Annotated in this window: 22 protein-coding genes; 3 read left to right on the top strand and 19 right to left on the bottom strand. The window is 40.7% G+C overall.

The window, feature by feature from the left end; genetic code table 11:
* Positions 1–117: 117 nt before the first annotated feature.
* From RN80_RS02400 to RN80_RS02330, 15 genes are all read right to left on the bottom strand, one after another.
* Positions 118–1,002 carry an SPFH domain-containing protein gene (locus RN80_RS02400; RefSeq protein ID WP_060628745.1) on the bottom strand — a complete coding sequence of 295 codons (885 nt, stop codon included), beginning with the start codon at positions 1,000–1,002 and terminating at the stop codon, positions 118–120.
* A gap of 150 nt (positions 1,003–1,152) precedes the next feature.
* Positions 1,153–2,304, bottom strand: a complete 1,152-nt coding sequence (locus RN80_RS02395) for an iron-containing alcohol dehydrogenase (RefSeq protein ID WP_049543204.1) — start codon at positions 2,302–2,304, stop codon at positions 1,153–1,155.
* A gap of 284 nt (positions 2,305–2,588) precedes the next feature.
* A complete protein-coding gene (gene adcA / locus RN80_RS02390; RefSeq protein ID WP_060627356.1) occupies positions 2,589–4,094 on the bottom strand; it encodes a zinc ABC transporter substrate-binding lipoprotein AdcA in 1,506 nt (501 codons plus the stop codon).
* A gap of 9 nt (positions 4,095–4,103) precedes the next feature.
* A complete protein-coding gene (locus RN80_RS02385; protein WP_045612455.1) occupies positions 4,104–4,910 on the bottom strand; it encodes a metal ABC transporter permease in 807 nt (268 codons plus the stop codon).
* Positions 4,903–5,607, bottom strand: coding sequence for a metal ABC transporter ATP-binding protein (locus RN80_RS02380; protein WP_060627355.1), 705 nt, complete (start codon positions 5,605–5,607; stop codon positions 4,903–4,905). Before RN80_RS02380 ends, RN80_RS02385 begins: the two co-directional genes overlap by 8 nt.
* Positions 5,607–6,047, bottom strand: a complete 441-nt coding sequence (gene adcR / locus RN80_RS02375; protein WP_001249308.1) for a zinc-dependent transcriptional regulator AdcR — start codon at positions 6,045–6,047, stop codon at positions 5,607–5,609. The genes RN80_RS02380 and adcR overlap by 1 nt, the downstream gene beginning before the upstream one ends.
* 152 nt (positions 6,048–6,199) lie before the next feature.
* Positions 6,200–7,468, bottom strand: a complete 1,269-nt coding sequence (gene dltD / locus RN80_RS02370) for a D-alanyl-lipoteichoic acid biosynthesis protein DltD (protein WP_060627354.1) — start codon at positions 7,466–7,468, stop codon at positions 6,200–6,202.
* Entirely contained in the window at positions 7,461–7,700 is a 240-nt protein-coding gene (gene dltC / locus RN80_RS02365; RefSeq protein WP_000351967.1) for a D-alanine--poly(phosphoribitol) ligase subunit DltC, read from the bottom strand. Before dltC ends, dltD begins: the two co-directional genes overlap by 8 nt.
* Positions 7,701–7,712: 12 nt before the next feature.
* Positions 7,713–8,957 (bottom strand): D-alanyl-lipoteichoic acid biosynthesis protein DltB, encoded by a 1,245-nt coding sequence (gene dltB / locus RN80_RS02360; RefSeq protein ID WP_060627353.1) that lies wholly within the window; start codon positions 8,955–8,957, stop codon positions 7,713–7,715.
* The gene (dltA, locus tag RN80_RS02355) at positions 8,954–10,504 is read right to left on the bottom strand and encodes a D-alanine--poly(phosphoribitol) ligase subunit DltA (protein WP_060627352.1); all 1,551 of its coding nucleotides are present in this window, start codon (positions 10,502–10,504) and stop codon (positions 8,954–8,956) included. Before dltA ends, dltB begins: the two co-directional genes overlap by 4 nt.
* Before the next feature lie 20 nt (positions 10,505–10,524).
* Positions 10,525–10,656: a teichoic acid D-Ala incorporation-associated protein DltX gene (locus RN80_RS02350; RefSeq protein ID WP_000813667.1), complete on the bottom strand. Its 132-nt coding sequence runs from the start codon at positions 10,654–10,656 to the stop codon at positions 10,525–10,527.
* A 223-nt stretch (positions 10,657–10,879) separates the two neighbouring features.
* Positions 10,880–11,584: an MIP/aquaporin family protein gene (locus tag RN80_RS02345; RefSeq protein ID WP_004255366.1), complete on the bottom strand. Its 705-nt coding sequence runs from the start codon at positions 11,582–11,584 to the stop codon at positions 10,880–10,882.
* Positions 11,585–11,653: 69 nt separating this feature from the next.
* The gene (gene glpO, locus RN80_RS02340; protein WP_060627351.1) at positions 11,654–13,480 is read right to left on the bottom strand and encodes a type 1 glycerol-3-phosphate oxidase; all 1,827 of its coding nucleotides are present in this window, start codon (positions 13,478–13,480) and stop codon (positions 11,654–11,656) included.
* 41 nt (positions 13,481–13,521) lie between these two features.
* Positions 13,522–15,030: a glycerol kinase GlpK gene (gene glpK / locus RN80_RS02335; protein ID WP_060627350.1), complete on the bottom strand. Its 1,509-nt coding sequence runs from the start codon at positions 15,028–15,030 to the stop codon at positions 13,522–13,524.
* Positions 15,031–15,189: 159 nt separating this feature from the next.
* On the bottom strand, positions 15,190–16,617 hold the full coding sequence (locus RN80_RS02330) for an AcpB/EbpR/MafR family transcriptional regulator (protein WP_060627349.1): 1,428 nt from the start codon (positions 16,615–16,617) through the stop codon (positions 15,190–15,192).
* A 164-nt stretch (positions 16,618–16,781) separates the two neighbouring features.
* Between RN80_RS02330 and hslO the strand changes: the two genes are divergently transcribed.
* Genes hslO through RN80_RS02315 form a run of 3 tightly spaced genes read left to right on the top strand, consistent with a single transcriptional unit; the run spans position 16,782 to position 19,174 of the window.
* Positions 16,782–17,654, top strand: coding sequence for an Hsp33 family molecular chaperone HslO (gene hslO / locus RN80_RS02325; protein WP_031227923.1), 873 nt, complete (start codon positions 16,782–16,784; stop codon positions 17,652–17,654).
* On the top strand, positions 17,641–18,621 hold the full coding sequence (gene dusB / locus RN80_RS02320) for a tRNA dihydrouridine synthase DusB (RefSeq protein WP_000183308.1): 981 nt from the start codon (positions 17,641–17,643) through the stop codon (positions 18,619–18,621). The genes hslO and dusB overlap by 14 nt, the downstream gene beginning before the upstream one ends.
* Position 18,622: 1 nt before the next feature.
* On the top strand, positions 18,623–19,174 hold the full coding sequence (locus tag RN80_RS02315) for a cysteine hydrolase family protein (RefSeq protein ID WP_033689549.1): 552 nt from the start codon (positions 18,623–18,625) through the stop codon (positions 19,172–19,174).
* A gap of 342 nt (positions 19,175–19,516) precedes the next feature.
* Here the strand turns inward: RN80_RS02315 and RN80_RS02305 are convergent, their stop codons facing one another.
* The 4 genes from RN80_RS02305 to RN80_RS02290 are packed head-to-tail and all read right to left on the bottom strand — an operon-like array spanning position 19,517 to position 24,136.
* Complete coding sequence (locus tag RN80_RS02305; RefSeq protein ID WP_060627348.1) at positions 19,517–21,784, bottom strand: ABC transporter permease; 2,268 nt, start codon at positions 21,782–21,784, stop codon at positions 19,517–19,519.
* Positions 21,781–22,458 (bottom strand): ABC transporter ATP-binding protein, encoded by a 678-nt coding sequence (locus tag RN80_RS02300; RefSeq protein WP_033689553.1) that lies wholly within the window; start codon positions 22,456–22,458, stop codon positions 21,781–21,783. The genes RN80_RS02305 and RN80_RS02300 overlap by 4 nt, the downstream gene beginning before the upstream one ends.
* Before the next feature lie 8 nt (positions 22,459–22,466).
* Positions 22,467–23,243 carry an AAA family ATPase gene (locus tag RN80_RS02295; protein WP_033689554.1) on the bottom strand — a complete coding sequence of 259 codons (777 nt, stop codon included), beginning with the start codon at positions 23,241–23,243 and terminating at the stop codon, positions 22,467–22,469.
* Positions 23,243–24,136, bottom strand: a complete 894-nt coding sequence (locus RN80_RS02290) for an AvrD family protein (RefSeq protein ID WP_049543232.1) — start codon at positions 24,134–24,136, stop codon at positions 23,243–23,245. The genes RN80_RS02295 and RN80_RS02290 overlap by 1 nt, the downstream gene beginning before the upstream one ends.
* Positions 24,137–24,168 lie beyond the last annotated feature (32 nt).

Here is a 24,168-nt window from a genome sequence, read left to right as displayed (position 1 = left end):
CTTCCTCCATCACTCCCTAAATACTCAGAAAAGATTCTATAATTTGTAGAGGAGGATTTATTCCTCAAAGCTACAAGGGTAATGCAAAAAGAGCCTGTTGCCAAGCTCTTTAGTCTATTATTTCTTCTCAGCACGTAGAGCTGACAAGATTTGTGTACGAATATCATCCACACCATTTGGCGTATTTGGTAAAAAGATGGTTTGATTTCCTTTAGAGGCAAAGGTATTCAAGGTATCCAAATACTGGTTGGTCAAGAGGATGGACATGATTTGTTCTTCTGTCATGCCAACATTGGCTTCCTTGAGTTCGGTGATAGACTCTGCTAAGCCATCCACAATCGCCTTACGTTGTTGGGCAATCCCCACACCATGGAGGCGATCTTTTTCTGCTTCGGCTTCAGCTGCAGTGACGATTTTAATCTTATCAGCTTCCGCCAATTCTTGCGCTGCGACCCGCTTGCGCTGCGCCGCATTGATTTCATTCATGGATTGCTTGACTTCTGCATCTGGTTCGACCTTGGTAATCAAGGTTTTCACGATAATATAACCGTAAGTAGTCATTTCTTCTGCTACTTGGTGTTGAACTTCAAGGGCAATCTCATCTTTTTTCTCAAACAATTCATCCAAGGTTAATTTGGGAACAGAAGAGCGAAGAGCATCTTCGATATAAGATTTAATCTGAGATTCTGGACGCATGAGTTTATAGTAGGCATCTGTCACGCTCTGCTCATTAACACGGTACTGAGTCGCTACATTCATCATAACGAACACATTGTCCTTGGTCTTAGTCTCAACCACAATATCACTTTGCAACAAGCGCAACTGAATCCGCGCTGCAATCGAGTCAATCCCAAAAGGCAAGCGAATATGAATGCCGCTATTGGCAACCTTTTGGAATTTCCCAAAGCGTTCAATAATCGCCACCGACTGCTGACGAACCACATAAACTGTACTCAGTGTGACTATCACCAATAGGAGCACACAAACCACCACAAAAATCATCAAAAATGTTGTTATCATCGCGACGACCTCCATCATTATTTTTTTTCTGTATTATAGCACATTTAAAGAAGGATGTGCAGTTTTTACTGCGATTTTTCCTGAAATGTCAATAATTAGAGGTGAATTGTCACATTGTCGTCAAATCTCTTGCTAAAACAACTCTTTATAAAACTCAATCGTTTCTTCTAAGGTTGGCATAAATGGATTTCCTGGTGCGCATGCATCAATCAAGGCATTCTTAGAAAGGTATTCAAAGTCGAAATCTTTTTCTTCAATACCAAGTTCAGTCAATTTCTTAGGAATACCTACTGTCTCAGAAAGCTTTTCAATCTCAGCAATCGCATAGTCGGCACACTCTTCATCTGATTTACCTTCTACATGAAGTCCCAAGGCTTTAGCAACATTGCGGAAAGCTTCTGGTACACGTTTAGCATTTTCACGTTCTATAACTGGTAACAACATGGCACAACAAACACCGTGTGGCAAGTTATATACTGCACCGAGTTGATGAGCCATTGAGTGAACATAACCAAGACCAGCATTGTTAAAGCTCATACCACCAAGGAAAATAGCATTGACCATACCTTCACGCGCTTCAATATCGTGTCCATTTGCTACAGCGCGAGGAAGGTATTCCTTGATAAGCTCAATAGCACCAATAGACAGTTTCTTGGTTACATCATAAGCACCAGGTGTTACCAAAGCTTCAACAGCGTGAGTCAGAGCATCCATACCTGTCGCAGCAGTCAAGGCTTGAGGTTTTGAAATCATCAATTCAGGGTCATTAACAGAGATAAGAGCAAGGCTATTTTTATCAACCATTACCATTTTAACCTTGCGTTCTTCATCAGTAATCACGTAGTTAATAGTAATCTCTGCAGAAGTTCCTGCGGTTGTATTGATAGCCACAACTGGCAAGCCTTTTTTAGCAGACTTATGAAGCCCTTCATAATCCTGTGGTTTTCCACCATTTGTTGCTATGATAGAAATACAACTAGCTGCATCCTGTGGAGAACCCCCACCAAGACTGATGATAAAATCACATCCATGTTCTTCCAAAGCAGCTACCCCATCTGTGACATTCTTACAAGTAGGGTTTGGCTCTACATCGCTAAAGATGACATATTCAATTCCTTCTGCATCTAGCGGTTTTAAAACCTTAGGCAAAATGTCACTTCCTTCGATGAACTTATCTGTCACCAAAAGCGCCTTTTTATAGCCAAGTTCCTTGATATAAGGACCCACTTCATTTACAACACCTTTTCCAATAAGGTTGACTGCCGGAACATAAAATGTAGCCATATAATTTTCCTCCTGCGCCTTCGCGCTATATATTTAACATCATTATATTACTTTTTGTATTCGTTTTCAATCATTTGTGAAATATCTAACAAATATTTTTAAAAGGAGTGAAATTTGATTATTATTTATAAGATCCTTTTCCAATATGACACTCTGCTCCTTGAAACAAAATTGCATCTACCAAAGATAACAGCTATAGGCTATCCGCCGACACATGAAATGGGCTACACATCAGCCCCTATTTCAAAAAACCGACTAGCTCCTATGAACTAGTCGGTTTCTCATCAATGCGCCAACATTTCTTGGGCAATTTCTTGGCCAGATAGGTTATCTGGGTAGTAGGTTGGCCAGTTATCCATTTCTTCAAAGAGGGCTTCTTGGCTTGTGCCTCCAAAGAAGATATGGAAATGTTCTGCCTTAACTGGGGCGATATTATGGTCACTAAACTGAACATACTTGAATTGTCCAGCATCCGCATCTGTCGCTTCAAAGAGGAAGCGCACGCCACGATTTCCTTTCTTATAAGTCAAGATTTTCTTACCAACATACTTGTAAGTATATTTCTTGCTTTGTCCACCTTGAACAAATTCCATAGTGTTATCAGTAATGTTAATCTTAGTCACATCTGTCTGATAGCCTTTTGTATAGTAGGCCTTGTACTCAGCCTGAGTCATCTTACCAGTCAACTTAGCCTTGTAGTCAAAGACTTGGTCAAAGGTTCCATCTTCAAGGAAAGGATAAACTGATTGCCAGTTACCTGCATAGTCACTCAAGGTGCGGTCCTTGACGTCTGCATCCTCAAAGTAACCATTTTGAACTGTCTTGGTATCCTCTGCCTTTTCAGGTTCGATAGCTGGGCCTTCTTGGTCTGTTGTTTGTTTTAAAGCCTTGAGGTTTTTCTTCATGATAGAGATGTAGTTTTCTCCAGCCTTGGTATCCTCTTCTGTCAGACTTTCTAAAGGATTGAGGACATCTGTTTTGACACCTGCTTCTTTTGAAAGTGTGTTAGCAAGAGCTTGTGAGGCATTTTCTTCAAAGTAGATATAGGCAATTTTATTTTTCTTGACATACTCTGTCAATTCTGCCAAGCGAGCAGCTGATGGCTCGGCATCTGGAGAAAGGCCTGAAATTGCGACTTGTTTGAGTCCATAGTCCAAGGCGAGATAGTTAAAGGCTGCGTGTTGCGTTACAAAGCTCTTTTGTTTGGCTTGAGACAATCCTTCTGCATACGCCTTATCCAAGACTTGTAATTTTTCGATATAGGCAGCAGCATTCTTCTCAAAGGTCTCTTTTTTATCAGGATAATCTGCTGACAAGCTATCACGGATGTGCTCTACAAGTTTAATGGCACGGACTGGTGATAACCAAACATGGGGGTCAAACTCATGGTGATGGCCTTCTTCTCCATGGTCATGGTCTCCCTCTTCTTCCTCACCACCTGGCAAGAGCAACATATCACCTGTCGCCTTGATGGTTTTGACCTTTTTCTTATCCAAGGTATCTAGCAATTTAGGGACCCATGTTTCCATGTTTTCATTTTCATAAACGAAGGTATCTGCGTCTTGGATTTTAGCAACTGCCTTGGCAGACGGTTCATATTCATGGGGTTCTGTCCCAGCACCGATGAGGAGCTCTACATTAGCCGTATCTCCTGCGACTTGCTTGGTAAATTCATAGACAGGGTAAAAGGTTGTCACAATATTTAGTTTGCCATCTGCCTGCTTTTGATTAGAACAAGCTACTAAAAACAAGGCACATAGACTGGCGAGTAATAAGCTAATTTTTTTCATGTTCATCTCCTATTTGATAAAACGTCTTACTAAACTAATGAGTAAAAAGACAGTTACAAAAATAATGGTAATACTTGCACTTGCAGGTGTTTCTGCATAGTAGGAAATGTAAAGTCCTGCTACCATTCCCAAAAATCCAATAGCACTGGCAAGCAGCATAACCGATTTAAAGTTTTTCCCCAGACGCAGGGCAATACTAGCTGGCAAGACCATAATGGTCGATACCAGAAGAGCTCCCGCAGCTGGAATCATAAGGGCAATGGCCACACCTGTCACCATGTTAAAAAGAATGGACATGGTACGAACAGGCAAGCCATCCACAAAGGCCGTATCCTCATCAAAGGTCAAAATGTACATCGGACGAAGGAAGAGGAAGGTCAAAATCAAGACAACCGCCGCAATGACAAAGAGGGAAATGACCTGCTCTTCGCTGATAGTCACAATCGAGCCAAAAAGATACTGGTCCAAACTCATTGAGCTAGAGCTTTTACCCTTGCTCATGACAATCAGAGAAACAGCCAGACCTGTTGACATGAGGATAGCTGTCCCGATTTCCATAAAGTTCTTGTAAACCGTACGGAGATACTCCAGAAAGACCGCCGCAATCAAGACAATAGCAATAGTAGAAATAGTCGGAGAAATCCCCAGAACCAGACCAAAGGCTACACCCGAAAGCGAGACGTGGCTGAGGGTATCACTCATCAAACTCTGACGACGCAAGATAAGGAAGGTTCCCAATACTGGCGAGAAAAGACTCATAGCAATAACGGCCAGAAAGGCACGTTGCATAAAGTCATAAGATAACAAACTAAGCATGGCCCACCTCCTGATCATTCTCATGAACGTTGAAACAACGCCATGGCGAGTCTTGGTTACGTACTAGATGAATATTGCGGTCCGCATAGTCCTTAACTTCTTCAGGGTCATGAGTAATCATCAAAACAGCCTTGCCGTGATGATGAGCGCTGTGGTGCATGAGTTCGTAAAATTCGTTTTTACTTCCTGCATCCATCCCCGTTGTCGGCTCATCTAGGACAAACACATCTGGGTCAGAAGCAAACATACGCGCAATCACCGCTCGCTGCTTTTGCCCCCCAGATAGAGAACCCAAGCGTTTGTCTCGGTGTTCCCACATGCCAACTGAGTCCAGACTAACCTTGATATGCTCCTCATCATGAGCATTCAAGCGACGGAACCAACCTTTTCGTGGATAGCGTCCCGACTTGACAAATTCATAAACCGTACTTGGAAAACCTGCATTAAAACTGGCAATCTGTTGAGGAAGATAGGCTATTCTCAATTTCTTACCCTGCGTATTTGTCTTTGAAATGGTTACCTTACCAATGCGTGGTTGGAGGATTCCAAGACTGGCCTTGATGAGTGTCGTCTTAGCCGCCCCATTTTCCCCTGTCAAGGTCACAAATTCCCCACTATCAACACTATAATTGATATGTTCAAGAACAGGCTCCTTATCATAATAGAAGGACAAGTCCTCTACCGTAATATATCTCATTATTTGATTTCTCCTACTAAAGCAGTCAAAAACCGCTGAATCACTTTTTGTTCATTTGGAGTAAACTGAGTAGCCACTTGTTCATAGGTTAAAAGTGTATGCTCATGGTGATGATGATGCTCCTCAGCAATTGGACGAGCCAAATCAGTCAACTGATAAAAAATTACACGCGCATCCTTAGGATCTTTAGATGTTTCCAACATCCCTTCCTTGACCAAAGACTTAATAGCCTTGGTAACTGCCGCCTGACTGACATTGAGACGACGGGCCAACTCTGAATTTGTTAAAGATTCCTCTGACAAGAGCATGAGGATATGCTCCTGGGTATTGGTCAGAGCCACCTCGCTAGTGCAATGACCTATTAGGATTTCATGCTGATTTTCTGCCTGCAAAATCACCTCATTCAAAAAAGCATCGATATCCTTCGCTAGCTGTCTCATATTTGACTCCTTTCCTTTTGGACTTCTCTTTTTTAAGAGAAAAATACTATTCTTTGAAAAATTATTTACTGGTTAATTATATCACAACCAAAAAAAGAGTCAAGAAAAAACGTGAAAACTAGTTTCATCCTTGAACTCTTCTATATTATGATCTATTGAAATTCCTTGACATCTCCATCATAAGTCGCCCAGTCTTTACTGAAAAAGCGCTCATTCAGATGATAAGTCGGAGCTGGTGTGGGATTGGATAGGAAAGGATCAACGGCCTTATCAAATGCCAACCAACCTAACCAACCAAGGTGAATGGTATCCTTCATAAAGAAAGCTTCCCCACCGTCCTTAGAAAAATCTGCTATATTGGTAAAACCTTGACTTTCTAACTGGTAGCGAATCTTCTGCACCGTTTGTTGGTACATATCCTCTCGTAAACCAGCATAGTCCATCCATTTTTTATTAACAGGTGGAATGATAAAAATCGGGTTTACCTTGGATTTAGAAAACTGTGTCAACACTAACTGCAAGTCATTATATTCTGGCGACTTGAGATAGGTAAAATTTTTCTGAGAATCCTTTAATTTATTCAAATCCTTCTTAATCTGTGTATTATAGAAATAATTCTCCATTCCCAGATCATTATTAGAAGTATTCTTTTCTGCATCTGCTTTGACAACATCTTCTATAGCTTGATAAGAAAACTGATCTGGCAAGGTCTTTAAATACTTAGCTACATGCTTATCGTATTTGAAATAGCCTCTAACCGAAAACTGACCAAAAAAGGAAGCTTGACGTTCATTAAAACGAGCCAATAATTCAATCATTTCATTGTCTGCCGTCGACAATTCTTCTTTACTTGCCAACTTCTGAACCAGGTCCTTCATAGCTACATTTGGAAACTGCTGTAGTAAGCGGGTCGCTGCATATTGACTAGCCTGATCTCCAGATTGATGTTCCAGAAAACTCGTCAACTGATCCCCATTAAAATACTGCTGGAAGGCTGCTGGCTCATAGCCATTTTTACTAAACCACTGGGGCGAGATGACATATACAACTTGTTTATTCTCCAGTTGTGGCAACATCTGTTGCATCCCAAAATACTGGTTGAGCGATGCAGCTCCCCTCTGTCCTAAAAGATAGGGGCGATAAGAGCGGTTGTATTTCTCAGCCAATACCGCAGGATGGGCACCGTCAAAACGAAGCCATTCACTGGAGCCAAAGAAGGGAACAAAACGCATATTTGGATCTGTAAGAGCCCTTACTTTTTGGCTTCTCTCTTTAAAACTCTCTACACTAACAGAAGCCGCCGAATATTTCTCCTCCGTCAGATTATGGCTTGTTGTACTTGGATAAAAAAAGATGAGTAGAAGAACCAAAAATCCAGCTATGAAGATGGGCCCGAAAATCATCCATAAGCGTTTAAGCATTTTGTAGCTCCACAATACCAGCTATGATTTTATTGGCTGTATTCCAGTCGTCGCGACCAAACTCTGTTACAGGAACGCGAATGTCAAAACGGTTTTCAATCTCCACAATCAACTCTACCGTTCCCATACTATCCAAGACACCTGCATCAAAAAGATCTTCATCCATCATGTCAGAAACATCTTCCATAAACAACTCATCAATAATTTCGATAACTTCTGATTTGATATCCATATTTTATTTCCTTTATTTTTTAAACCATAAATCATTCAAGAATCCAGAAAAGATTAAGAATGACAGCATGACGACATGGAAGGTGATAACCATGCCAAGCAACTGAATCCAGCGATTCTCAGGTAGAGCAGGCTTCCCTGCTTTTTTCCGTTCCTTATTGAGTGTTTTTTTCTTACGAACCCAAGCGTCATTGATGACCAAACCCAATCCATGAAAGAGTCCATAGGCGATGTAGTACCAGGTCACGCCATGCCAAAATCCCATAATCAGCATATTTACAATGTAGGCCACACTTGAGGTTACATTGCGATTTTTAAAGACCTTCTTTCTAGTCAACACCATGACCATTCGCATAAAGACAAAGTCACGGAACCAGAAGGACAGACTCATATGCCAACGATTCCAAAATTCCTTTAAATCCCTTGATAAAAAGGGCTTATTAAAGTTGATAGGGCTACGAATTCCCATCAAATTTGAAATGGCTAAGGCAAACATAGAGTAACCTGCAAAGTCAAAGAAAAGCTCCAGACCAAAGGTATACATAACTGCCAAGGCATAGTGGTTAAAGAAGCCACCTGACTGCAGGGCTAGATTCTTCAGAGGAGGGAGTAAGGTCTCTCCTAAAATATGAGCTAGGATAAACTTGTACAAAAATCCCCACATGATATAGCGAACAGATTCATCCAACATATCCAGCAACTCATCCCGCTCAGGAATGGTCTGATAATTTTCATTAAAACGCTTAAAGCGATCAATTGGACCACTCGAGAAAGTCGGCATGAAGAGAAGAAAACGGAGGAATTCCCAGAGGGTAAAATCCTTAATCACTCCATCTCTCAGCTCGATGATAATCCCAACCGAACGAAAGGTCAGGTAAGAAATTCCCAAAAATCCAAGCAAAGACTGCGTTCCATTGATAGCTGGCTGCACCTTGACAAAGATAATCGGAAGGAGGGATAGAAAGCTAACTAGGTAGAAGACCCACTTGCCATCCTTACTTTTTCGATAATGCTTATAGAAGAGTAAGAGCAATATCTCCCAGCAAAGGTAAATACCCAAGGCTGCCAATTGATTGGTCTTCCCACCCACCAACATGGTGACGATAAAGAAGAGGCTAACCAGCACTTCATACCAGGCAAAGCGTTTCTTGAAAAAGAGGCCAATAAAGATAGGTAAGGTTGCAGCAATCACGTAGACAAAATACTGAGGATTGCCGTATGGCTCTAAATGAGGAAGCTGTTGAAAGAACTCCATCATCTGCTATTCACCTCGTTAATCAATCCTTTGATGTCAATCTTTCCATTTGGAGTCAGTGGCAAACTGTCTCGATAAAGGAATTTAGACGGCATCATGTAGGACATCATGATATCTGTTAAATCTTCCTTGATAGCCTTGGTAATATCAATATCTCGCTCAAACTGCTCACGAACACCGTCTTTCAAGATGACATAAGCCAATAGATTTTGCACCTTGTGGTCTTTATTATAACGTGGTACAGCTACAGCAGACTCGATAAAGCGAGACTTATTGAGGTTTTGAGAGACATCTTCTAACTCAATGCGGTAACCGTTAAACTTAATCTGGAAGTCCATGCGTCCGCCGTAGAGAAGCAAGCCTTCATCTGTCATAGTTCCCACATCTCCTGTATGGTAGGCTGGTAGACCTTCAAACTCAAAGAAGGCTTCTGCCGTTTTTTCAGGATTGTTCATATAACCTTTTGAAACGGCTGGTCCAGAAACAATGATTTCTCCCTGTTCACCATTTGGCAGTTTCTTGCCATTCTCATCAATGATAAAGGTTGGAGAATCAGCCTTGGTATAGCCGATTGGTAGGCGTTTGAGAGTCGCTAGCATCTCGTCTGTCACAGCAACTGCTGACAGGGCTACTGTCGCTTCTGTTGGGCCGTAGGCATTGATAATACGGGCATTTGGGAAACGTTCGCGTAGTTTTTGAGCCGTTTTAACCGTCAATTCTTCACCATCAAAGTAGAAATGCGTGATGTCAGGCATTTTCTCACTATTAAAGGCTTCAGACAACATGGCCATATCTGCAAAAGAAGGGGTTGATGTCCAGATAGCGATTGGCAATGAAAAGATGGTCGCAAAGAGTTGCTTAAAGTCCTGAGTAATAGCTGAAGGAAGAGCGAAAAGCGTACCACCCAGTGCCAAGGTCGGCGCCCAGTACATGACAGACAGGTCAAAAGAATAAGGTGGCTGAGCCAGCATTTGCGGACGACTTGGCGTCGCAAATTCCTTATCCGTAATCATCCAGTTGGTAAAACTGAGGAGGTTATCATGGGAAATCTGCACTCCCTTAGGCTTACCAGTCGTACCAGAAGTAAAGATAATGTAGTAGTTATCATCTCCCTTGACTGGATGCGTGATCTCATAGCTAGTCCCTTGAGCAAAGGCTTCATGAACCTGAGCTAGATTCAACATCGGTGTAGAAATCTGCTCCAATGGAAAATCTGAGATGGCAATAATCAAGCTTGGCTCTGCTACTTCTAAAATAGCCGAAACTCTCTCCAAGGCCGAATGGCTATCAATCGGAATGTAGGCATGACCTGACTTAGTCAGCGCTACAAATGTTGCCAACATTTCATATTCTTGGCCTCCAAAGACAACCACAGGAGACTTCTCTGGTAAATCCAGTTGATCGATGGCTGCAGCCAAACTATCCGAATCAGCCTTTAAATCTCCATAAGTGTGTTCCTGTCCCAAAACATTGTAAACAGGATAGCTAGGCTGTGTCTGAGCAAAATGCTCAATGGTTTCAATCATATCTACTATTGGTTTATTTGACACAATAGGGATTCTCCTTCAAGTTAAAATTCATTATAGATAAAGCTTCCTTGACCCTGACCAAGATAGCTAAAGAAGTAAAGCAGCCCTAGAAAGATAAGAAAATACAAGGCTGTCCGACCAAGAAAAAGGTACAATTCTTTTCTTTGTTTCATCAAGAAAAACCATTCATTTCTGTAATTTTTGTGAAATAAGATGAACTCTTACTATAGTATTTTTCTACCATTGTACCATTTTTTAGGGTAATCTTTCAATTGTTTACCGTACATTTTCACTGCATTTAAGCTAATTTTAAAGATTATGCAGTTTTTCTATGAATATTTTTAAAAAAGCCTGAGATTTTCATCTCAAGCTTTATCAACATAATTGTTTTCTAGATTAGAAAAGTGAGAATACAAGCACGGCCAAGGCTGCACCGATAACAGGTCCCACAACAGGAATCCAGGCATAAGACCAGTCTCCGTCTCCCTTGTTTGAAATTGGAAGGATACTGTGCATGATACGAGGTCCAAGGTCACGTGCAGGGTTCAAGGCATAACCTGTTGTCCCACCTAGTGATAGACCGATACCGACAATCAAAGTTCCCACTGCAAAAGTTCCGATTCCTGCTTGAAGGTCATAAAGTCCCAAAGCAAAGATTGTCAATACCAATACAAAGGTGCCAAGGATTTCGCTAATCAAGTTTGATACAGTATCTTTGATGGCCGGTCCAGTACTGAAGGTTGCCAGGATATTTCCTGCATTTTCTTCTGCCTCATAATGCGGCTTGAATTGCAACCAAACCAAAATCTGACCGAGCATAGCCCCTGCGAACTGGGCTAAGATATAAGGCAAAACAGAAGCCCAAGGCAAGTCACCTTTTAAAGCTACACCAATTGTCACAGCTGGGTTTAAATGAGCTGGACTGAGCTTGCCAGATACAAATACTGCAACCGCAACTGCAATCCCCCAACCCATGGTAATCACAATCCAACCTGAGCTATTGCTCTTAGTTTTAGGAAGAACCACACCTGCAACAACACCATTTCCTAGAAGAATCAGGATTAAAGTTCCCAAAAATTCTCCAAATAATTCATTCATCATCTTTCTATCTCCATTAAAAAGAAGGGGCGGGCGACAAGGATTGTTGCCCGCCGCCTCTTTTATTTTTTCTTAATTTTTTAATTCTGCTAAATCGTTGTTAGCAAGAGCTACTTCGACATCCGCACGGTAAGCGGCTTTTTCTTCTTCAGTCCAGTCATAGAATCGTCCCATTTCATCCAAAACTGGCTCAACGATGCTATCCAAACTATCACGCATAAAGAGCATGTGGTTGGTACGACGAAGGAGGAAGTCAACTGGGCTCAGAGCCAACTCATTGCGCATTGCATAGTGAAGGGACAAGGTATCTGCCAAGCTGAGTCCTGGTGCTTGTTCTAAACTATGAGCAAGAGCAAAGACTTTCGGTGCATTTGAACCATAAAGATTTGCTAGGTAATGAGCTTCCTTGCTATCCAAACCACGTGACACTCCAAGTTGCGCAAAGGCTTCGATTTCTGAGTCCACATTTGCTGGGTTCAATTCCCCACCTGAAACAGGGTAAGTCTTAGAATTGATGAGTTTAAAGCTACGGTCAAATTCTGCTTTGAGGATGTCAACCACGCGCTCCATAGCTCCTTCAGCCATCTTACGGTAGTCTGTGATTTTACCACCAGCAAGGGTCAAGAGACCATTATCATCTCGGTCCAAGCTAGAACCACGAGAAACTGCAGATGGGTCCAAATGTTTCTCAGAGGTACTGCTTTCAAGCTTGCTAACAGCAGCCTCTACATCTTCACGAGTTTTTTCTTTAGAGAGATAAGATTCAACAGTCGTAATCAAGTTGTTAAAGCTTTCATCACTGATGGTTCCGTTATTTCCTCCATTGTAGTCAGAAGCGCTATTGCCTGCGATCAATGGACGAAGACCTGCCCAGCTGCTTTCGATATCATCAATAGTAATGTTGGCTTCTGGGAAGCGGTTATTGACAATGCCAAGTAGGTAATCTACATCTTCCTGCGTCACTTTTGGATGTTCCAAATCACCTGTGTAGTCTGTATCCGTTGTACCGAAGTAAGTCTTGTTTTCACGTGGGAGAACAAAGACCATACGGCCATCACCCAAACCTGTATCAAAGTAAACTGGCTGTGAAACCTTGATCTTGCTTGAATCCACTACCAAGTGAACTCCCTTAGTTGGACGCATTTGTGAGAATTGTGTTCCCTTATTAGACAAATTGCGCACCTTGTCGCTCCAAGGACCTGTTGTGTTAATAACCAGACGGGCCTTGATTTCAAAGACTTGGTCTGTCAAGAGATCACGAGCTACAACACCTGTAATCTTGCCACTTTCGTCAAATAGGAAGCCTTCTGCCTTCACGTGGTTAGCAATGAGGGCACCGTCCTGGTTGGCACGTTTGATGTTTTCGATCACGAGACGAGCATCGTTGTTACGGAAGTCAAGGTAAACCCCACCTCCTACCAAACCTTCTTTCTTCAAGTTTGGCTGGCGTTCCAAGACTTCTTCCTTACTCAAAACCTTGTTAGCAGCTGGTGTGTTGTTGACACCTGCCAAGAGGTCGTAAAGATCCATAGCTACTTTAAGACGGAAGAGGCTAAAGGTCGCTCCATCTTCATCGTAAACTGGCAAGAGCATTGGGTCTGGTTTCGGAATGTGTGGAGCGATTTGTTGAACCACTGCACGTTCAGAAACTGTATCTGATACCACTTCTACATCAAATTGCTTAAGGTAACGTAGTCCTCCGTGAACCAGTTTTGTTGAACGGCTGGATGTTCCTTCTGCGAAGTCCTGCATTTCAATCAAACCTGTATCTAGACCACTAGCTGCCGCCTGCAAGGCTACACCAGCACCAGTGATTCCTCCACCGATAATCAAGAGGTCCAAGGTACGTTCCTGCATTTTTTGAATTGATAATTCACGTGTTTTCTTTGAAAATTCCATATTTACACACTTTCTAACTGAGTCGCTTTATTCTTCCAGTATTAGTCGTCTACTTCCGCAAAGACTTGGGTTGCTTTCACAGCTTTCTTCCAGCCCTTGTAGAGTTGTTCCTTGCGAGATTCGTTCATAGATGGTTCAAAGAGTTCTCCTGTCTCGTTCAAGAGTTTCAACTCATCCAAGTCTTTCCAGTAACCTACTGACAAACCTGCTAAGAAGGCTGCTCCCAAAGCTGTTGTTTCTAAGTTTTTGGCGCGTGCGATATCGATTCCCAAAATGTCAGCTTGGAACTGCATGAGGAAGTTGTTCATAGCTGCACCACCGTCTACTTTCAAGACTTGGATAGCTGTTTGAGCATCCACTTGCATGGTGTCGATGATGTCACGCACTTGATAAGCGATAGATTGAAGAGTTGCCTTGATAAAGTCTTCTTTAGTTGTTCCACGAGTTAAGCCAAAGACAGAACCGCGAGCGTTTTGGTTCCAGTATGGAGCTCCTAGACCTGTAAAGGCTGGAACAACATAAACTTCATCGTTGTTGTGAGAATCACGGGCATATTTTTCAGATTCTGGTGAATTTTCAACCATGCGAAGACCGTCACGAAGCCATTGAATGGCACTTCCTGCGATGAAGATAGAACCTTCTAAGGCATAGTAAACCTTGCCATTGATACCGTAACCAATGGTTGTCAAAAGATTGTTCTCAGACAACTGCATCTCTTCACCAGTATTCATGATGATGAAAGAACCTGTTCCATAAGTATTCTTGACCATACCTGGTTCAAAGGCCAACTGCCCAAAGAGGGCTGCCTGTTGGTCCCCAGCCATACCTGAGATTGGAACTTCTCCACCATAGAAGTGGAATGGCGCTGTTTTACCGTAGATTTCAGAGTTAGAACGAACTTCAGGCAACATTGCTTTAGGAATATTGAGGATTTCTAAAATCTCATCATCCCATTTGAGTTCTTTAATGTTATAAAGCATGGTACGAGCTGCGTTTGAGTAGTCCGTCACGTGAGCCGCACCGTCAGTCAATTTCCAAACCAACCAAGTATCAATGGTACCAAAGAGCAATTCCCCTTTTTCTGCTCGCTCTTGAGCGCCTTCTACATGGTCCAAAATCCAACGAACCTTAGTCGCTGAGAAGTAAGCATCGATAATCAAACCAGTCTTTTCATGGAATTTTTCCACATAACCTTGGTTTTTTAGTTGCTCAGCCAAAGGGGCTGTTTGGCGAGACTGCCAAACGATAGCGTTGTAGATAGGGAGCCCTGTTTTCTTATCCCAGACAACAGTTGTTTCACGTTGGTTGGTAATTCCGATTGCTTCGATTTGACTTGGCTTGACACCACTTTCGATGAAAGCACCCGCAATAACTGACTGGACTGAGTTCCAAATTTCATTGGCATTGTGCTCTACCCAACCTGCCTGAGGGAAAATCTGGGTAAACTCTTTTTGACTCGAGCTGACCTTTTCTCCTTTTTTGTTGAAAATAATGGCACGAGAGCTTGTAGTCCCCTGGTCAATGGCCATGATGTATTTTTCTTGTGACATGTGCTGTCCTCCTGATAAAGATCTTGAGGATGTTTCCTCTTTACACTTACTAGTATACAAAATAAAGCGCTTTCTTGTTTATCAACTTTTTTTAATTTTTTAAAAAATGTGAGGAGATTGTGTGAATTTCACAAAAAAGACCTGGAACGACCAAGCCTTTTAAGTGAATAATAACTGACGAATAGCCGCCAAATCTTCCATATCCAAGTCATTTTTTAAATAATAGACTGGTGTTTGTTCCTTCTTATGAATCGGGTTATTGGTAACCAGCAAATCATAATATCGAGTTCGGTCATAGGCTTCAATGGTAATAAAACGATTGTATTCCAAATATCGTTTCAAAATGGATGCCATCCTTGAAAAGACAAGAAAACCAGATGTCAAATCCAGACCAATCCGCATATGCTGACCACCATTTTCAGCCATATATTCCATTAACTGAAGCCATTCCCAGAGAATCTTCTTATCCAAATCCGTCCCCTGATGAAAGGCAGGCAAGGCACGAAAAATCTCCTCTGCCGTTCCCCTAAAATCATGTTCCATCAGCAAATAGGGATGACGATTCTCCAACTGGTACTTGTAGCGGTCCTGTAAAATATAGCCCTTATAGAGATAGACTTGAGCACAAAGCTGACTGAGTTCATAAGTGACATGGTCCTCTGTATAGTCCCCCAATAGTTCCTCCTTCTTCATTTCTTGAATCAATTGCGTCAGCAAATCTGCCAACTGCCCTCCAAAACCAAGGATATACTCCATAGTATGAAGAGGAAGAATGCGATGAGATAGGAGGAAAGAGAAGAAAATCATCATCTCCCCATCCTCAGTTCCTAGAGGAAGGTGTTGTCCAGCGAAAAATGACGGAGCCTTTCGATGCAAACGAAGGTAGAAAATATTGTCAAAATACCCCCGCATTTTCTCTTCTATCACTTGAAACTGACAAGCATTGACCCGAAGACGCTGTTGACTAATGTGAGCCCAGAGAACCAAATCCAATTTCTGCCCCGAAGACAAACTCGCACCGCAGATTTCCTCTAAAGTGGCAATCTCCTGTTTTCTCTCTGGTTTCTGCATGTGACCTTCCCATTCCTGACTGGACCAAACCTTGCGAAAAAGACAGAAATAGAAATAGCGAATCTGATGCTCTGGACCTCGCCAACGACCATTTTGGATGGATAAGTCAAACTCTGACAAAATATGATTCAAGCTAGCTAAGTGACGACCAAGTGTAGCCTCGCTAATCATCAATTCTTGAGCCAGCTGATGGGCTAAAAACTGTTGGTGGTAGAGAAGATAGACCAAAATCTGGTATTTAACAGCATTCTCCAAAAATAAGCTTCGGATATCTCTTCCCTTGGTAGTTGCACCGATCGATAGACGCAGATTTTCATCTTCTAAGGAGATGTTTAGCTCTAAACCACTGTCCGAAGCCTTATCATTGAGCAGGGTGACATATTTGGTTAGGGTTGCTTTTGAAAATCCTGTTTCCTCCATTACAGCCTTGACAGTCGTCTGAGACTCTTGTAATAGAAAGGAAAGGATTGAAAATTGGCCAGATTCAGCCTTTTCCATCAAATCTCCTAAATACATTTGTTACCCCTTTCATTTTCTACCTTAAGCATAGCATAAATCTTACAAATGCTGAAATAATCTGTTTCTCTTTTTATTTTCATGCTGATTTCCTGGTCCATTATCCTGAAAATCAGCAAACACACGGCTCCCCCTTTGGGCATTTTTATGCTAAAATAGTAGCTATGGATAAAATTATTAAAACTATATCAGAAAGCGGAGCCTTTCGTGCTTTTGTCCTTGACAGCACAGAAACAGTCCGCACTGCTCAAGAAAAACACCAAACCCAAGCTAGCTCAACTGTAGCACTTGGTCGAACTCTTATCGCTAGCCAGATTCTCGCAGCCAATGAAAAAGGCAATACCAAACTAACAGTGAAGGTACTGGGATCTAGCTCTCTAGGTGCTATCATCACCGTTGCTGATACCAAGGGGAACGTCAAAGGCTATGTTCAAAATCCTGGTGTTGACATCAAAAAGACTGCAACTGGTGAAGTCCTAGTCGGACCTTTTGTCGGCAATGGCCAATTCCTCGTTATCACAGACTACGGTACTGGAAATCCTTACAACTCTATGACTCCCCTCATTTCTGGGGAAATCGGTGAAGACCTTGCCTTTTACCTGACTGAAAGCCAACAAACGCCTTCTGCAGTCGGCCTCAATGTCCTTTTGGACGAGGAAGACAAGGTCAAGGTTGCGGGTGGTTTCCTAGTTCAGGTCTTGCCGGGAGCCAAGGAAGAAGAGATTGCTCGCTTTGAAAAACGCATCCAAGAAATGCCAGCTATCTCAACCCTTCTGGAAAGCGACGACCATATCGAAGCCCTCCTCAAGGCAATCTACGGTGACGAGGCTTATAAGCGTCTTTCTGAAGAAGAAATCCGTTTCCAATGTGACTGTAGCCATGAGCGCTTTATGAACGCTCTTGCCAGCCTTCCAAGTTCAGACCTACAGGAAATGAAAGAGGAAGACCATGGGGCAGAAATCACTTGTCAATTCTGCCAAACAACTTATAACTTTGATGAAAACGACCTGGAGGAACTCATTCGTGACAAATCTTAATACACCCTTTATGATTGGCAATGTTGAGATTCCCAATCGTACCGTTTTAGCACCCATGGCTGGCGTGACTAACTCAGCCTTTCGTACTATCGCAAAAGAGCTCGGAGCTGGACTCGTTGTCATGGAAATGGTCTCTGACAAGGGAATCCAATACAACAATGAAAAAACCCTGCATATGCTTCATATCGATGAAGGCGAAAACCCTGTCTCTATCCAACTATTTGGTAGTGATGAAGACAGCCTAGCACGCGCAGCAGAATTCATCCAAGAAAACACCAAAACCGATATTGTTGATATCAACATGGGCTGCCCAGTTAACAAAATCGTGAAGAACGAAGCTGGCGCTATGTGGCTCAAGGATCCAGATAAGATTTACTCTATCATCAACAAGGTCCAATCTGTCCTTGATATCCCCCTTACTGTCAAAATGCGTACAGGCTGGGCTGACCCGTCTCTTGCAGTAGAAAATGCCCTCGCTGCTGAAGCTGCAGGCGTTTCTGCCCTCGCCATGCATGGTCGTACCCGTGAGCAAATGTATACAGGTCACGCAGACCTTGAGACCCTTCACAAGGTCGCTCAAGCTTTGACCAAGATTCCATTTATCGCTAACGGTGACATCCGTACGGTCCAAGAAGCCAAACAACGCATCGAAGAAGTTGGTGCTGACGCTGTCATGATTGGACGAGCTGCTATGGGCAATCCTTACCTCTTCAACCAAATCAACCATTACTTTGAAACAGGAGAAATCCTGCCTGATTTGACCTTTGAAGATAAGATGAAAATCGCCTACGAACACTTGAAACGCTTGATTAATCTCAAGGGAGAAAATGTTGCAGTACGTGAATTCCGAGGACTCGCTCCTCACTACCTCCGTGGAACATCTGGTGCTGCCAAACTTCGTGGAGCCATTTCACAAGCTAGCACCCTAGCAGAGATTGAAGCCCTCTTACAATTGGATAAGGCTTAAAATGGTTCATACTGCTCTACTGATTATCGATATGCAAAAAGCATTTAATAGACCTATCTGGGGAGAACGGAACAACCCTCAAGCTGAACAACAAGCATTGAGGGTACTGGCGTACTTTCGTAAACACGCTCTTCCAGTCTTACATGTTCAACACATATCTGACAATCCCCAGTCGCAATTTCATAACAAACAAAATCAGGTGTTTAAAAGTGGATTTGAACCGATCACCTCAGAACCTGTCTTTCAAAAAACGGTTAATAGCGCCTTTATTGGAACAAATCTTGAAACATATTTACGAAAAAAACAGATTTGTCATTTAGTCGTTGTTGGTTTGACTCTGCCTCATTGTATATCCACTACGACACGAATGGCAGCAAATCTTGGTTTTGAAGTCACTTTACTAGCAGATGCCACTGCCAGTTTTACCCTATCTAACAAAAACGGTCAGACCATCTCTCCTGAGACTATCCATGAGATTAATCTCCTTTCTCTACAAGATGAGTTTGCTCAAATTCTTACTACAGAAGAATTTTTAACCCAAGTACAAGTATAAAATAATCCGTCAACTCTTATTGAGCTGACGGATTTTGAATGCAGTAATGCAGTGAACCGAAACACAAATAGATAAATTTGGACCTTATACTCTTCGAAAATCTCTTCAAACCACGTCAGCATCGCCTTACCGTAGGTATGGTTACTGACTTCGTCAGTTCTATCCACAACCTCAAAACAGTGTTTTGAGCTGACTTCGTCAGTTCTATCTACAACCTCAAAGCAGTGCTTTGAGCAGCCTGCGGCTAGCTTCCTAGTTTGCTCTTTGATTTTCATTGAGTATTAGAACTGATGATTAACAATTATTCATAAATGTCTATAGATTCACTCATAACTGACCATACTAGTCTACCCCCTTTAGAGCACTAATCATGTCAATCTTTCTCATACGAAGACTAATAAAATAAGCAGTCCCTAAAGATGTAAACCAAACCAATAACGTAGCAGAAGCAAGGACATACATACTGACATAAGCGGTATACTCAATTCGAATCGTCGAAAATGTTGCTACATATTCTTTCAAAAACCATATGCCTAAAGGAATTCCTATTATCCACCCAATAAAGGTAGTTAGTATAGTCTCAAAAAGAGTTACCATCTGTAGATATTGATTAGAAAATCCTAATACTTGTAATGTAGCATAGTCTCTCATTCTCTCTACAAAGTTTAAAGAACCTAGATTATATAGAACAATAATAACAAGTAATAAAGCAAAGCCAATAATCATTAGAAATACACTCATCAAACTAGATACAAAATCATAGGCATTTTTTTCTTGGCTCCCTTTTTCAATGACAGATAGAACACCTTTGTCTTGCTTAATAGTATCTTCGTCCACCTCCGGCCCAACTAATAAAGTATGTGGAGTAAAATCTCCCCCTGCTTTTTCAAAGACTCTAGCATGAAGATAAGCCCCTTGATTGGTTTCACTTGTGACAATCCCTTTTACTTCAAACTTGTAAGTATGACCATCTTGATAGGGAGTCACATTTAAAAAATCTCCGACTTTAATACCTGCTAAACGGGCAAATGATCTAGTTACATACAAACCATCATCTTTCAAAGAATCAGCACTCTCTGTTTTTGCTTGAATCATATCTCCATCATCAAATATAATCAATAAACGATTGTAACCATCATCTGGATTAAAATGTGCTTGTGAAATTTGTACACCTTGCCCACCATATCTGGACTTAGAAGTGGTATAATCCGCTACGGTCAGTCGTTTTGAATAAGAAAAATCTTCATTATATGCCTTATCAACAAGATGATTCATGGACACAGGCATACCAATTCCAGCAATCAGTAACATCATACTTCCTGCAACTCCCACGATTCCCATCAAAACTCGAATACGATTAAACGAGGCATCCCGAATTGCCCATCTTGAAGGATAAGAAATCCGTTGCCAGATAGAGGAAAATCTTTCCACAAAGACAGATTTAGCAACTTTTTCTTTACCTCTTAAAAATATTGCTGGTAAGCCTCTAGCTGACTCTCTAGAAGCTAAATAGGCAGCTAAAATACAAATAATAATGACTACAATACCAACGACTATTGATGAAGATGAATAAGAGATTTGCCAATTTGGAAGTGTAAACATTGACTTTTGAGTTTCTAGTACAAACCATGACATCAAGGGAGATATAGTAAATCCTGTGAAACTTCCTAATAAACTCACTACTAAGCCAAATAAAATATAATGTAAACTGATAGCCTGATTTGAAAAACCTAAAGCCTTTAATACAGCAATCTCTTTTGTTTGGCCATCAATCAAACGCTGAATAGTTGTAAACATAGCCAAAATAGCTAACAAAATAAAGATAAAAGAAAATAAGTAAGATAAGTTTCTAATTTGCCCAACTCGATCGGTAGCTTCTGATATTTCAGTTAAACTTTTTTGATCTTGATAAGAAACTAAATCGCCCCCAAAAATAGACTCTAAATCTCCTCGCAAATCTATCTTAGAGCCATAAATTTCTAAGGCATTATCTGACGATAAACCCAGAATTCCTTTTGCAATTTCATTATCTGCAATATAACCATAGGCATCATTGTCAGGATTTGGAGCTATATATTCCATACTACCTGTAAAATAAATCTTATCTGTTGCCTGAACAAATCCTACAATTTCTAAATCTATCTGTTTCCCCCTTGATGAAATAGAAATTGAATCTCCAATCTGTAAATGATTCTTCTTCGCATAATTCCCATCAATCCAAATCGAATCTTGTTTTCCCTCAGAAAAAGGACTTCCTTCTGTTACTGTAACCAGTTGATTATCTGTAATCGTTTCAAGATTGATTCGTCCGTCAGTCTTGTCTAAACGAACAATATTAGCAAAGCCTTTCTTTTTACTGACAACTTTTTCAACAGAAGATAATTGTTCAACCTGCTTGATTTTTGATTCAGCAATCTGTCTCGCTTGAACCCAAACAACAGGAAGTTCAGATTGTTTCAAATAACTCTCTAGACTCTTTTCAAGTCCATGCCAAGCTCCTTGTAGACCTACAAAGATTAATACACTTAATAGAGACATCAGAAAAACAGAGAAAAATTGTTGCCAATTTTGCCGGAGATCTCTTAATAATTTTATATGAAGATACCTCATCCCAACACCTCTTCATTATTCTCTATTTTTTCAATACTTCCATCTTTCAAATATATAACTCGATCTGCAAATTTAGCAAACTCTCTATTGTGTGTAACCATTACAACTGCAGCATTCCCATTTCTAGAAACTTCCTTCAATAAAGTTAAAATACTATCGCCTGTCTTTGAATCTAACGCTCCTGTAGGTTCATCACACAATAATAGACTAGGCTCTTTAGCCAATGCCCTTGCAATTGATACACGTTGCATTTCACCTCCAGAAAGTTGATTAGGAAAATTATTTTTTCTATGAAGTAAACCAACTTGATCTAAATACATATCAATTTCTTTATTGTTTTTCACTAAATTTGCTGCAATACCTATATTCTCCTTGGCTGTTAAACTTGGAACTAAGTTATAAAATTGAAAAACAAAACCAATTTTATCTTTTCGATAAGCAGATAATTCCTTGTCTGTAAATTTTGTTACTAGTTCCTCATCAAATATAAAGGTTCCCGATGTCGCACGATCCATCCCACCAAGTAAATTTAGTAACGTACTTTTCCCTGAACCTGATGGACCTAAAATAACTGTAAATTTCCCTTTCTCAATGGAAAAACTAACTTGATCTAAAGCACGAACTTCTTGCTCCCCCACCTTATAAATCTTACTAACATTTTGAAACTGAATCATACATACTCCTAATATCTTGTCATAAATTTTATTTTTTCCTTTAATGTAGGCTCTTCATACTGCTCTATGATACGTTTAGATACCGCTTCCCTGTTTTCTCGTATAACCTTTTCAGCTAAGGAAATAGCCTCATCTACTGGAACAACTATTGGCAACCTATAATGTTGAATGATCTGATTTAACCGTTCTTTCTGACTACCTTTTACACAATAAGGTGTTATACCTAAATTCCTATAAGCTTCATATAATTCCTCATCTGATAAATTTCGATACTCTTCAGATACTGGTCTATGCCCATCTGGATCCATTGCAAACTCTACTGGTAAATGAACAACATCTGTATACCACAATTTCGCATGATTCTTAGAGACAACCCCATAGGCAGTCAAATATTTTTTGAAAAATCGTCGACCTGGAATACCTAAAATAGATTTCATCAATCGATGAATGAATGCTGATCCTGGGTTAATTCCTACCCTCATTCGAACAGTCCCGTAAATCCATTCATTCAATACTGAACCATCTGATAGAAAACTTCCATGTTCCTTGTATAAAATTCCTTCCGTACGAATTCTCTCTTCAAAACGCTTTAGCCCTAGTGCCATTAATTCGGTTGATGACATATCCTGAAATCTTCTGCCAGGATATAAATCTGTCAAAATTTCCCTCGCAGATAAAGCGTCAATTAAGGGAAGTCCCGTTGCAATCGAAAGAGCTGTAGCAGTTGTTGTCTTACCTGTAGAATAAGTTCCTGATATGACTAACCTTAATTCTCTATTTCCCATCACTGTCCCCCTCCATCAGGTAATTTTTGAGCTATTTTACTTTTAAAGACTACCTTATGATCTATATCATATCCGGACATTTCGTAGACTTTCCAATACTCTTCTCTAATTTTTAATAATCTATTTTTTGAAACACTACCACTAAGCTCTACTACTCCGTTCAAAATTGGTGAATTCAAGTCTGCACTCACTTGCTTCATCCACATGGTATTGCTCTCTTCTCGAGATATCTCTTCTATATGGTAGGCCAACATCTCTGCCATTTGAGAAAAAATAATCAGAAGTTCTAACAAACTATAATAATTCTTTTCTAGACTACCTACACCACTATATTCAATATCTTTGATCAATACTTGCTCTGCTTTACAAGATATACTACTATCTGAAAACTCAACATCGTATATATCATGTTGTCTATCTCTCAAATGAGTTGATAAAAAATCTCTACCTTGTTCTCCTATAGCAGCTACATTTTCCATACATTCTAATAATTGATATCCTAAACAAACTTTCATATCCATTACCAAGCAATCAAATTCAATTACTTGGTTCGTCATTTTGAAATTTTGTAATTCTAATTTTAAATTTACCAATTCTTCTATAGCTTTTATCCCTGACTTTATCTCAAAATGGCTTAACCTATACTGATTTAAGCTCACTCCCATTCTTTTCAGTATTTCACTTCCAAATAAATGTGCTAATACTATTCCATCTAATGTACTCAGGTGCTGCTGTATAATTTCAGATTGTTTACTAGACCACAAACCTTCTTGATGAAGAGACCCAACCCCTTCTAAAATATTTTTCAACTTAACTTCATAAATCGTTCTCTTATGTCCTCTACCAAAATAGCGATTTTTATTGTCTCCAAGTAAATAATCTACTGTTAGCATATCCTTCTCCAATCTGTTAAACTTACTCTATA

This window comes from Streptococcus mitis (genome assembly GCF_001281025.1).
Taxonomy (GTDB): Bacteria; Bacillota; Bacilli; order Lactobacillales; family Streptococcaceae; genus Streptococcus; species Streptococcus mitis_AK.
The sequence above is the reverse complement of the archived record's forward strand: the minus strand, read 5'-3'. Positions and strand labels throughout refer to the sequence as shown.

Excerpts from the sequence above, each read along its gene's own strand:
- RN80_RS02400 (WP_060628745.1), bottom strand. The coding sequence starts at position 1,002 with ATGATTTTTGTGGTGGTTTGTGTGCTCCTATTGGTGATAGTCACACTG.
- RN80_RS02395 (WP_049543204.1), bottom strand. The coding sequence starts at position 2,304 with ATGGCTACATTTTATGTTCCGGCAGTCAACCTTATTGGAAAAGGTGTT.
- adcA (WP_060627356.1), bottom strand. The coding sequence starts at position 4,094 with ATGAAAAAAATTAGCTTATTACTCGCCAGTCTATGTGCCTTGTTTTTA.
- RN80_RS02385 (WP_045612455.1), bottom strand. The coding sequence starts at position 4,910 with ATGCTTAGTTTGTTATCTTATGACTTTATGCAACGTGCCTTTCTGGCC.
- RN80_RS02380 (WP_060627355.1), bottom strand. The coding sequence starts at position 5,607 with ATGAGATATATTACGGTAGAGGACTTGTCCTTCTATTATGATAAGGAG.
- adcR (WP_001249308.1), bottom strand. The coding sequence starts at position 6,047 with ATGAGACAGCTAGCGAAGGATATCGATGCTTTTTTGAATGAGGTGATT.
- dltD (WP_060627354.1), bottom strand. The coding sequence starts at position 7,468 with ATGCTTAAACGCTTATGGATGATTTTCGGGCCCATCTTCATAGCTGGA.
- dltC (WP_000351967.1), bottom strand. The coding sequence starts at position 7,700 with ATGGATATCAAATCAGAAGTTATCGAAATTATTGATGAGTTGTTTATG.
- dltB (WP_060627353.1), bottom strand. The coding sequence starts at position 8,957 with ATGATGGAGTTCTTTCAACAGCTTCCTCATTTAGAGCCATACGGCAAT.
- RN80_RS02350 (WP_000813667.1), bottom strand. The coding sequence starts at position 10,656 with ATGAAACAAAGAAAAGAATTGTACCTTTTTCTTGGTCGGACAGCCTTG.
- RN80_RS02345 (WP_004255366.1), bottom strand. The coding sequence starts at position 11,584 with ATGATGAATGAATTATTTGGAGAATTTTTGGGAACTTTAATCCTGATT.
- glpO (WP_060627351.1), bottom strand. The coding sequence starts at position 13,480 with ATGGAATTTTCAAAGAAAACACGTGAATTATCAATTCAAAAAATGCAG.
- glpK (WP_060627350.1), bottom strand. The coding sequence starts at position 15,030 with ATGTCACAAGAAAAATACATCATGGCCATTGACCAGGGGACTACAAGC.
- RN80_RS02330 (WP_060627349.1), bottom strand. The coding sequence starts at position 16,617 with ATGTATTTAGGAGATTTGATGGAAAAGGCTGAATCTGGCCAATTTTCA.
- hslO (WP_031227923.1), top strand. The coding sequence starts at position 16,782 with ATGGATAAAATTATTAAAACTATATCAGAAAGCGGAGCCTTTCGTGCT.
- RN80_RS02315 (WP_033689549.1), top strand. The coding sequence starts at position 18,623 with ATGGTTCATACTGCTCTACTGATTATCGATATGCAAAAAGCATTTAAT.
- RN80_RS02305 (WP_060627348.1), bottom strand. The coding sequence starts at position 21,784 with ATGAGGTATCTTCATATAAAATTATTAAGAGATCTCCGGCAAAATTGG.
- RN80_RS02300 (WP_033689553.1), bottom strand. The coding sequence starts at position 22,458 with ATGATTCAGTTTCAAAATGTTAGTAAGATTTATAAGGTGGGGGAGCAA.
- RN80_RS02295 (WP_033689554.1), bottom strand. The coding sequence starts at position 23,243 with ATGGGAAATAGAGAATTAAGGTTAGTCATATCAGGAACTTATTCTACA.
- RN80_RS02290 (WP_049543232.1), bottom strand. The coding sequence starts at position 24,136 with ATGCTAACAGTAGATTATTTACTTGGAGACAATAAAAATCGCTATTTT.